11 protein-coding genes and 1 pseudogene are annotated in these 9787 nt (G+C 45.3%); 2 read left to right on the plus strand and 10 right to left on the minus strand.

Going from position 1 to position 9787, the window contains the following annotated elements; all coding sequences use genetic code 11:
- Nucleotides 1-68: 68 nt before the first annotated feature.
- Entirely contained in the window at nucleotides 69-515 is a 447-nt protein-coding gene (locus B5F34_RS14035) for a hypothetical protein (RefSeq protein ID WP_087340274.1), read from the minus strand.
- Nucleotides 512-1162 (minus strand): serine protease, encoded by a 651-nt coding sequence (locus B5F34_RS14040; protein ID WP_239448982.1) that lies wholly within the window; start codon nucleotides 1160-1162, stop codon nucleotides 512-514. Before B5F34_RS14040 ends, B5F34_RS14035 begins: the two co-directional genes overlap by 4 nt.
- Nucleotides 1163-1256: 94 nt before the next feature.
- Between B5F34_RS14040 and B5F34_RS14045 the strand changes: the two genes are divergently transcribed.
- Nucleotides 1257-1601, plus strand: a complete 345-nt coding sequence (locus tag B5F34_RS14045; RefSeq protein ID WP_087340276.1) for a hypothetical protein — start codon at nucleotides 1257-1259, stop codon at nucleotides 1599-1601.
- Here B5F34_RS14045 and B5F34_RS14050 read toward each other — a convergent pair.
- From B5F34_RS14050 to B5F34_RS14080, 7 genes and pseudogenes are all read right to left on the minus strand, one after another.
- Nucleotides 1598-2479: a site-specific DNA-methyltransferase gene (locus tag B5F34_RS14050; protein WP_087340278.1), complete on the minus strand. Its 882-nt coding sequence runs from the start codon at nucleotides 2477-2479 to the stop codon at nucleotides 1598-1600. The genes B5F34_RS14045 and B5F34_RS14050 overlap by 4 nt on opposite strands.
- Nucleotides 2480-3337, minus strand: coding sequence for a type II restriction endonuclease (locus B5F34_RS14055; protein ID WP_087340300.1), 858 nt, complete (start codon nucleotides 3335-3337; stop codon nucleotides 2480-2482).
- Between the two features lies 1 nt (nucleotide 3338).
- Complete coding sequence (locus B5F34_RS14060; RefSeq protein WP_087340280.1) at nucleotides 3339-4250, minus strand: DNA adenine methylase; 912 nt, start codon at nucleotides 4248-4250, stop codon at nucleotides 3339-3341.
- Between the two features lie 123 nt (nucleotides 4251-4373).
- Nucleotides 4374-4532 (minus strand): annotated as a pseudogene (locus tag B5F34_RS17970) (recombinase); the annotation flags it as partial.
- Nucleotides 4533-4940: 408 nt separating this feature from the next.
- Nucleotides 4941-5162: a DUF2795 domain-containing protein gene (locus B5F34_RS14070; protein ID WP_022385660.1), complete on the minus strand. Its 222-nt coding sequence runs from the start codon at nucleotides 5160-5162 to the stop codon at nucleotides 4941-4943.
- Nucleotides 5163-5240: 78 nt separating this feature from the next.
- Nucleotides 5241-5807 carry a cob(I)yrinic acid a,c-diamide adenosyltransferase gene (locus B5F34_RS14075; protein WP_087340284.1) on the minus strand — a complete coding sequence of 189 codons (567 nt, stop codon included), beginning with the start codon at nucleotides 5805-5807 and terminating at the stop codon, nucleotides 5241-5243.
- A gap of 12 nt (nucleotides 5808-5819) precedes the next feature.
- Nucleotides 5820-6452 carry a hypothetical protein gene (locus B5F34_RS14080; RefSeq protein WP_087340286.1) on the minus strand — a complete coding sequence of 211 codons (633 nt, stop codon included), beginning with the start codon at nucleotides 6450-6452 and terminating at the stop codon, nucleotides 5820-5822.
- Between the two features lie 151 nt (nucleotides 6453-6603).
- Between B5F34_RS14080 and B5F34_RS14085 the strand changes: the two genes are divergently transcribed.
- Complete coding sequence (locus tag B5F34_RS14085; protein WP_087340289.1) at nucleotides 6604-8466, plus strand: SLC13 family permease; 1863 nt, start codon at nucleotides 6604-6606, stop codon at nucleotides 8464-8466.
- A gap of 1183 nt (nucleotides 8467-9649) precedes the next feature.
- Here B5F34_RS14085 and B5F34_RS14095 read toward each other — a convergent pair.
- Nucleotides 9650-9787, minus strand: a 138-nt coding sequence (locus B5F34_RS14095) for a BT1926 family outer membrane beta-barrel protein (protein WP_343224320.1), incomplete at its 5' end; no start/stop codon positions are given.

The raw sequence follows: 9787 nt of genomic DNA on the forward strand, positions 1-9787 counted from the left end.
GGCTGAGGCGATGGACAAACATATTGGACAAAAAAATTACTTTCAGAAAGACATCCGTCGTATCCTTTTCATTCCTTGATAAAATGTTTAGTAAAGCAATATGCTTTAATTCCCATTTTTGACATCGTGTGCAATATCAAAATAATAGCAGGAATCAAAATTGCAGATGACATTCCTATAATTGGGCATAACCAATTAGCCAAAGCGGTAACACTACTTAATCCGATAGTTTTTCCAGCAGCCAAAATTTTTTCTTGCTCTTTCTTATAATCAGGATGACCACAAATAAGTTTGTCAATTTCTGTCCTTAATCTATTCCAATAACTATGAGTATCTTCTGCTTTGGTTTGAGTTCCGCCAAAAGTTGCAGTTTGCATAGGTCCTCTTGCTGTCAACCATTCCTCGGCAGCTTTTTCCTCTCCGTATTTAGCTACCAGCTGCTCAATAGCGTTTTTTTGATATGGTTTGAGACAAGTATACCATTCATCCAAGGACAAATTATCTATTTCTATCATAACATTTCTTTTATATGATTAGCCGAGATACAATATGATGTTTGGTTCAATTCGTGAGGATTAATCCCTGCTATAATAACTCCCGACTCAGGAGAATAAGCCCCAATTAACAAACCAACGATAAAGCCTGTTTTAAGATCAAACACCAATGAACCAGATTGCCCTGGTCTGGTTTGTATGTTAATAGTTGCATACTTTGACTTTATTCCAGAAGTCTCTAAAAGCATTTTCGCTCCAATTCCTGTCTCTTGATATGTTAAAACACGTCTTCCCATAACACAATGCGGAAAGCCAAATATACCAATCCTTTCACCGACTAAGACAGAGTCTAATGAGTCCAATTTAGGGAGTTGGCCATTAAATCTCAAATCAGTTTTTAATATGCATAGATCGGTAATTGGATTTATATCCTCAACAATTGCAGGAACCAAACGACAGGAAGTATCTGAAAGATCTTGGTACGCATTAATATTGGGGATATGTGGCATCAGTACACATAAACCTTCAGTTTCATTTCCAACCACATGTCTCGCCGTTACTACTTTACCATAATTAGATATAAGGAATCCCGATCCTAGCATTTGAATAAAACCAGAAACTTTATCACGCTTCCCTATAACAAGAGTAATTTGTGTAAAATCGAACATGACTTTTAAGTTTAGTATTACTAATCAACAAATTGTATTCCTCTTTTAGATAGCTGACAAACTGTCATAAACTCAAATCATTCATTGGAATTATTTGCTCATAAAAGTACAAAGATATCCCAATGAGATAAAAGAACTACTTGATTATTTTATTACATTTTATGATAACTGTAAACCTTTTACCTCTGTTGCCGACAGGGCATCATATACGCCAAAATCTATAAAAGTAATAGGAGGTAAATATTCTCATGTTCAAGTTCCTGGCACATTCTCAATGGATGGTATAGCTATAATTCTTGAATTATTCTGTATTTGCGAAAAACAAACAATTGGGGCACATCAGTTTAAACTACAATTACAAATGACACGTGATTACATGAATGGCAAAATTAATTACAGGAATTTACTTAATCTTGCCATTAAGCATCGTGAGTATTAAAAAGGCAATTCCTGCCCATAGTCTACAGAAGGTTCATTGATTACTTGAATTTCTTTGTCCTCAAATAATTGTGCTTGCTTTTGAAGCTTCTCCAAATACAAAGTACGTTTTGATGTATCATTAATTTCCTCACGACGTGCTTTGCTCAGTTTCAGGAATTCGGCATTTTGATCTATACCTAGAAAGCGACGACCTAAGAGATTTGCAGCGATACCTGTTGTACTACTGCCTGTAAATGGGTCTAAAATCCATGCACCAGGAAGAGTTGAAGCCTGAATAATTCGCGACAGAACGCACAATGGTTTTTGAGTAGGATGTTTACCACAAGATTTTTCCCATCGTGCAATTGCAGGTAACCGCCATACATCACGCATTTGAGTGCCGCCATTGATCTTTTTCATGAGCTCATAGTTAAAAAAATGGGGAACTTTGGACTCTTTACGAGCCCAAAGAATATATTCCGCAGAATAAGTAAAATATTTACATGAGAGATTAGGCGGTGGATTTGTTTTCTCCCAAGTAATGCAATTCAGAATCTTGAATCCCAATTCTGTCAAGCACCGGGCTACGGAAAAAATATTATGATATGTTCCACTTATCCAAATTGTGCCATTACTCTTCAGTTTATTCCGACAGGCTTCAATCCAAGATCTATCAAACAGATAATCTTCTTCATAGCCTTTTGTTCTGTCCCAATCACCTTTATTTACAGATACCATTTTGCCACTCTGGACGCTTATTCCTCCGTTGGATAGATGATATGGAGGATCTGCGAAAATCATATCAAACTTAAAATCAAAAGAATTCAACAGTTCAATACAATCTCCTTTCAAAAGAGTAAAATCCTTGTTATCTGATTTATAGTAGGCTGTTGGCATTTAAATAAGTGCTTTTGAAATTATTCCATTTTCAAGATCCGCAATATTGTACAGATGTTCCAGAACATCAAAAGTTTCTTTCAGATTATTCTTTGCAGTGTGCCAGCCACAACCATCTGTAAACCAAACAAACTTAAAATATTCCAGGTCTTTTGTTTCCAATGTGATGGTTTTATAACTACGAGCTGTTTCATTCAGTTTGGAACCACTACTTGTATAAAAGTTGGTTTCTATTCCATAGATAGTGTTCTCTCCTTTTACAACAAAGTCAAACCTCTTTTCAGCTCCCCCATTGTTAGAAATAGACGATAAGTCTATACCCCATTTGACCTCTATTTCATGGATATACATTTCCTTGAAATAATCAACGCCTTTCACGAGTCCTGCTTTACAAAGAAAACTCTCCACAAGATTCTCCATCAGATGCCCGCCACGATTCTTGCGTCCGTTGGAGTCAAGTCCCGTTTCTATACCGGTCACGTAATCCACAAGATTATTGACAATATGATTCTCCATCAAATCAAAAAGACCAGTCTTTCGCATGAATTTGACATAATCTTCATTCGTGCAATTTGGTTTGTCAAAATGAAAATCAATCTGTCCCTCTTCATCCATAACCATAATATCAAGCTCACGCTTGGCTAAAAGAATAGGAATACATCTTAGAGTTTCTGGATATTGTACCAAAATTTTTCTAAATTCATCCTCTATGTTCTTGGATCCAATAAGCGAATTCAAGATATTGAGTGGAATTTTAATAGCTTCCACATTATTGAAAACCTTATCGAAATCAACGTAATATTTGTAATCGGCAATAGAAGGTCTAAAACCAGCTAGCCAAGTATCAAAGTCTCTCATATCAGTAAGCATTGACAACATTGGAAATCATTATTTCGGAAATTGCTCCGCGTCCATTTCCTTTTGAATTGATCATCCTTGCAGCAGAAACTCGTTTAATGGAAAATCTATTGTAAAGATGATCAAAGAAATTATCTCCATGATCTACATTTTGGGGGTCTGAATTACTTGCCACAAATAAAGATTTGCGTGTTGCTATCCACTCGCAAAAATCACGCAAGCGTGTCTGTTCAGCGTCATCAAAACCATCTTTTGCATAAGAAGTAAACGCAGAAGTCTCTGTTAAAGGGCGATATGGTGGGTCAAAATAATACAAGACATTATCATCTGCATATTTACCCGTTTGTGCAAAATCACCACAAAGAATTTCAACTCGTTGTAGAATAGCAGAATCCGCTCTCAATGTCTCTGCATCGCAAATTTTGGGATTCGTATATCTCCCATGTGGGACATTAAACTTTCCTTTAGAATTTACACGATACAACCCATTAAAGCAAGTCCGATTTAGGAAAATAAATAATGCAGCTGTTTCAATATCTGAATTATTTCTTTCGTTAAAATGCTCTCGCTGCAATAAATAGTAATTCTTCCTGGCAACTTCATCAAGTGCAAGATACTCAGATTGAATCTGAGTCAGTTCAGCAATTAACTTTTCAACATCTGATTTTATTACACGATATGTGCAGATTAACTCTGAATTTATATCATTGATTATAGCTCTTGTTATATTAGGGTACTCTTGCAAAATCCAAAACAGCACTGCACCCCCTCCTACAAATGGCTCAACATAAGTTACTGCCTCCCTATGTGATAAATCACAAGGCAGAGTTTTTTTTATATCATCAAGGAGTTGAGTCTTTCCTCCAACCCACTTGACAAATGGTTTTGCCGGGTATGTATCTAATCTCTTCATATAAGTCCAACATTATTATAACAGTGATATTCTCTGTATTATTACGCAAAAATAACGATAACCGTCTATTCTCCCAATAAAATGAAGCAATAAACTTCATCTTCTATAACCTTTCTTTTCATGCTATCGTTTCACTATCCCAATAGCAAACATCAAGCACCTCTTCCGATGCTCATCATCCTCCTCATCCGGCCTGCGGCTATCCCAACGAAGGTCGGTTCCGGAATTACCACCACCGCCTCCGAAAGAAACTGGTATCGGTTGCCCATTGATGAGCGCATCCTTTTTTACCGACAGACAGTTACAGAACTTTGTGGCTCTGTGTCTCTGTGTTTGATATAAACTAATTCTGATTGATTACTTATTCGGCAATGAGTTTCTGCATACCTACTTTCTGAACCTCATATTTGTCAAGAGTTATCTTGCCAGACGCGAGAGATTCATCGATTTCTCCATTGTTCGGTTTCCGGATATCGCTGGAGATGGCTGTTGTCCACCTCCTTGTCCTGATTGACGGTCTGGCTCCCAAATACCATTTCGAGGGTGCGGTCGTGTTGCCGCCGAGAATGAATATATGTGTGTTTCAGACAAACAAACCACACCATCAAGCACCATAAAACACCAACGCGACAAACAAATTTTAGTTGTCTGTCGCGCTGATATTTAACCATTTAGACTATCTGAAGGCTATCAATACTCGTCTTCGTTGAAGAAGAAATCCTCCTTGCTGGGATAGTCGGGCCAAATATCTTCGATGCTTTCATATATCTCGCCCTCGTCTTCCATCTCCTGAAGGTTCTCAATCACTTCGAGCGGAGCGCCTGAACGCATGGCATAATCAATCAGTTCGTCCTTGGTTGCCGGCCAGGGAGCATCTTCCAATTTGGAAGCCAATTCCAATGTCCAATACATAGTTGCTAAGTATTAAAGTGGTACTTACTTATATTCTTCCCTAATTTTTCGGCAAATGTATAACAATTTATTTCATGTTCAACCTTTCTGCCAAATAATTTCACCTTTTTTCTCGTCTTGGTTCAATTTGCGGGAAAGAACAAACAGATAGTCCGATAAACGGTTCACGTAAGCAGTCAGTTCCGGCGGCACAGCAACCTCCTGCGCCAGGGCCAGGATACGCCGTTCCGCACGCCGGCAGACAGTGCGGCAGACATGGCACTGGGCCGCACCACGCCCTCCGCCGGGCAACACGAAGGCACGCAACGGAGGCAGCAGACTGTCTACGCGGTCTATCTCCTGCTCCAGGGCTTCCACCTGTGTCTGTGAGACGGCAGGCTGCTGACCGGAAACGGGTTGCGAAGTGCCGGTAGCCAGTTGGGCACCTACGGCAAAGAGCGTGTGCTGCACGCGCAAGATGCAGTTGCGGTCGTACTCATCAGTCAGGTACGTGGCCAGCAGGCCGAGGTGGGCGTTGAGCTCGTCCACCGTGCCGTATGCTTCCAGCCGGATGTGCGTCTTTGGCACACGGGTGCCTCCCACCAGCGAGGTAATTCCGGCGTCGCCGGTACGGGTATAAACCAGGCTTTTCTTGGGTGTTGTCATAAATGGCAGGTTTTAAAAGTTAACAATATAATGTTGCTTAGGTTTCGACATATCGAAGAAAAGGATGCCGAGGTCGTAGAGGTCGAAGGTAACCCCTACCCGTCCGTCCTTGCACAAACGCTTCCACAAGGCCGACATGGCGGGCGTATAGCGGATGCCCCCCACCACAAACACTGAATGGGAGGTAGCCCGAGGCGCACAGACACGAAACACCTCTTCCACCAGCTCCGGATGTCGGAAGTCGTGCACGTAAAGGAAGTCTATCGGGACACCCGCTTCCAGAAACAGGTCCGACAGCCCGGACGCACCGGTATAGACAGCTCCCCCGCACGCCGCCTTCAGGTAGAGCGATGAAGCAGCAGGCACACCCACGTCGATAATGGTGGCAGGATGTGCATAGTTGGCCACGCGGAACAGCAGCCTCCGCACGCGCAAACCTTCCGCAAGCACCCCCCGCCCTTCGCGGCGGGCCATCTCTTTCTCCTGTTCACGCAACGGGGCATACCCGTAGTAGGCCGTCTGTTCAAACACCACCCCCTTGATGAAGCTGAAGGCAAAAGGCGAATGTACTCCGTAACCGCGCCGATGGCGGAAACGGCAGAGCCAGATAAACGGGCGCTTGAGGGACAAAAGGAAACGGTTCATATAGACAACGGCACTTGCTATGGGGTTTGTGCCGGCAAAAATACACGGATTCCGACGAACTGCCAAAAACAGGAAAGATTATTTTGCATTTCCGTTTCTGCCAGAATCTTCGTACCTTTGCCCGCACACCCTATAAAAGAGCTTTACACCCATGCTGATAACCCTTCTTATCCTGGCGGTATCTGCCGCTTTCTTTATGTCGGGCAAGGTGCGTTCGGACCTTGTCGCCTTGTGTGCGCTTGTCGCCTTGCTTGTATTCCAGATTCTGACGCCCGAAGAGGCCCTGGCAGGCTTCTCCAACCCGGTAGTGGTGATGATGGTAGGGCTGTTCGTGGTGGGAGGTGCCATCTTCCAGACGGGACTGGCCAAGATGATCAGTTCGCAGCTGCTGCGCTTAGCCGGACGGAGCGAACTGCGGCTGTTCCTGCTGGTCATGGTGGCCACATCGGCCATCGGTGCCTTCGTGAGCAACACGGGCACGGTGGCACTGATGCTTCCCATCGTGGTAAGTCTGGCCCACAACGCCGGTGCCAACCCGCGGCGGCTGCTCATGCCACTGGCTTTTGCCGGCAGTATGGGCGGCATGATGACGCTGATAGGTACGCCGCCCAACTTAATCATACAGGATGTACTGACCCATGCGGGCCACGAACCGCTGTCGTTCTTCTCGTTCCTGCCGGTAGGTATCTTGTGTGTGGCCACGGGCACAGTTGTTCTGTTGCCGCTTACCAAATGGTTCCTCTCCCGGAAACAGAAGGAAAGCGACACGTCCTCCACGGGCAAGTCGCTGGGAGAACTGGTGCAGGAATATGGCTTGTCGCACAACCTCTTCCGGCTACAGGCTGGAACAGGCACCGCCATAGACGGACAGACCATTGCCGGGCTGGACGTGAGACGGCGCTATGGACTGAACATCCTGGAGGTGAGACGGGGCGAAGTGGCGCAGCACCGCTTCCTGAAGACGGTGACGCAACGGCTGGCATCGGCCGATACGGTGGTGAAAACGGGGGATGTGCTCTACGTGCAGGGCGAGGCCGGGGACGTGGACCGCTTCGTGAGCGACTACCGCCTTACTCTGATGGACGGCCACACCACTGAAGAAGCCGCCGGGGGCAGTCACTCGCTGGACTTCTATGACATTGGCATTGCCGAAATCGTGCTGATGCCTTCGTCGGACCTCATTAACCGGAGGGTAAAGGAGGCTGGGTTCCGCGACAAGTTCAATGTCAACGTTTTGGGAATACGTCGGAAAAAGGAATATCTGCTGCAGGACCTGGGACGGGAACGGATGCACAGCGGCGACGTGCTGCTGGTGCAGGGCACATGGCAGGACATCGCACGGTTGAGCCGTGAAGACGGAAACTGGGTGGTGTTGGGACAACCGCTGAAGGAAGCCGCCAAGGTGACGCTGGACTACAAGGCACCCGTGGCCGCCCTCATCATGCTGCTCATGGTGGGCATGATGGTGTTCGACTTCATACCCGTGGCACCCGTCACAGCCGTCATCATCGCCGCGTTGCTCATGGTGCTGACCGGCTGCTTCCGCAACGTGGAGGCGGCTTACAAAACCATCAACTGGGAGACTATCATGCTCTTTGCCGGCATGTTGCCCATGTCGACCGCACTGGAAAAGACCGGTGCCTCGCAATACATCTCCGACACGTTGGTCAGCGGATTGGGGACCTACGGGCCGCTGGTGCTGATGGCAGGCATCTACTTCACCACATCGCTCATCACCATGTTCATCAGCAACACGGTGACGGCTGTACTCATGGCACCCATCGCCTTGCACAGTGCACTGCAGATCGGGGTCAGCCCTGTGCCTTTCCTCTTCGCTGTGACCGTGGCGGCAAGCATGTGCTTCGCATCGCCTTTCTCCACACCGCCCAACGCACTGGTGATGCCGGCGGGACAGTACACGTTCATGGACTATATCAAAGTAGGGTTGCCGTTGCAGATTATCATGGGCATCGTGATGGTATTTGCACTGCCGCTGCTGTTTCCGTTCCGCTAAAGGCAGAAACCAGGCACGCTGTTTGGATAAGTAACCAATCAGATTTATACGCTGCGCGGGGTAGAATTGTGCACATCGCCACACTTTTGGTTGTGCTGACAAGAGGGTGTGTCAAAATTCAAAATCACTATCATTAGCTTCGCCCAAAACCTCTTTTGACTATTTCATGAAGGTATAGTCTGTCATGTTGAGCGGAGCAAAGCGAAGTCGAAACATCTCACATTACGTATAGTGAGACCCCTCGACTAAGCTCGGGGTGACAGAATGATAGGTAATATATATTTTGACACACCCTCATGCCAGTGCATGCAGGGCAGGCAATGTGGAAATACACAATTCTAACCCGCCCAAAGTATAAGTTACATCAAACACGAAATGACGCTCTACTCAACGTAACCCTTCACTTTAGCGGCGTAAACCTTCATTTTAGCGACGTAACCCTTCATTTTAGCGACGTAAAGTGCCACTTGGTGAAGGCAATCTGCAAAACTAAGAAGACGACTGCCCATTACAGAGGAAACCACTTGGAATATCCTTCACGCCTTCACCGCAACCCAACCTATTGATTTCAGGAAAGTTATGGTGAAAGATACAACCTTCACACAGCTTTCACACACCATTTAATCCCCCCCTTAAGCCATATTGTCGTAGGGCCATGCTGCCAAGGTATGTGAAACTTGCTCCTAAGCTGTAAGCACTGTACTTTTCAAGTATATGTACCCCGTTGCTAAGGCAGGAGGAAACGATGTGTAAAAAAGTCTGTTTTCCCCGCCTTCGGTGAAGGGTGAAAGATCCGTGAAGGCATTATGTTTCACAGCATCTCGTTTATATACAACAGAATAGCATACGGTGAAAGCGTGAAGGACATGGCTACTCATGCGGTATCAATCGAACGCAGAGACACAAAGTTCTGTAACTGTCTGTCGGAAAAAATGACGGGAGAGCACAGAGTCAGCAGCTTCGCCGCATACGAGAGAAGGGAAATTAACTCTGTGAGCTATGGGCAAGAAAACAAAAACTCTGTGTCTCCGTGACTCTGTGTTTAGTATCACTTAATTTTGCACATTCACTTAGTAAAAAAAGAGAGCGCATCACGTGATGGATGCGCCCTCCCAAGCTTACCGTCGGCCGGCGGAGAGAAACGGCCGGAGCGGATTGTTACCTTTAGTCAGAGCCCCCGGGGTCAGAATTTGAAACCGACTTTCAAGGTCGGTGCAGCGAAGATGCCGAAGTTGTGGCTGTTGGCATCCAGGTTGCTCAGACCTTCCTGAGGCTTGATAAGCGTACGGTTGTAGGTGTAAGCGAAAGGATCAATCTCGGC

It is taken from the genome of Mediterranea sp. An20, assembly GCF_002160055.1.
GTDB classification, from domain to species: Bacteria; Bacteroidota; Bacteroidia; order Bacteroidales; family Bacteroidaceae; genus Bacteroides; species Bacteroides avicola.

Bases quoted from the DNA above. Each gene is read 5' to 3' on its own strand.
- B5F34_RS14050 (WP_087340278.1), bottom strand. From the start codon at position 2,479: ATGCCAACAGCCTACTATAAATCAGATAACAAGGATTTTACTCTTTTG.
- B5F34_RS14040 (WP_239448982.1), bottom strand. From the start codon at position 1,162: ATGTTCGATTTTACACAAATTACTCTTGTTATAGGGAAGCGTGATAAA.
- B5F34_RS14080 (WP_087340286.1), bottom strand. From the start codon at position 6,452: ATGAACCGTTTCCTTTTGTCCCTCAAGCGCCCGTTTATCTGGCTCTGC.
- B5F34_RS14085 (WP_087340289.1), top strand. From the start codon at position 6,604: ATGCTGATAACCCTTCTTATCCTGGCGGTATCTGCCGCTTTCTTTATG.
- B5F34_RS14055 (WP_087340300.1), bottom strand. From the start codon at position 3,337: ATGAGAGACTTTGATACTTGGCTAGCTGGTTTTAGACCTTCTATTGCC.
- B5F34_RS14075 (WP_087340284.1), bottom strand. From the start codon at position 5,807: ATGACAACACCCAAGAAAAGCCTGGTTTATACCCGTACCGGCGACGCC.
- B5F34_RS14060 (WP_087340280.1), bottom strand. From the start codon at position 4,250: ATGAAGAGATTAGATACATACCCGGCAAAACCATTTGTCAAGTGGGTT.
- B5F34_RS14070 (WP_022385660.1), bottom strand. From the start codon at position 5,162: ATGTATTGGACATTGGAATTGGCTTCCAAATTGGAAGATGCTCCCTGG.
- B5F34_RS14035 (WP_087340274.1), bottom strand. From the start codon at position 515: ATGATAGAAATAGATAATTTGTCCTTGGATGAATGGTATACTTGTCTC.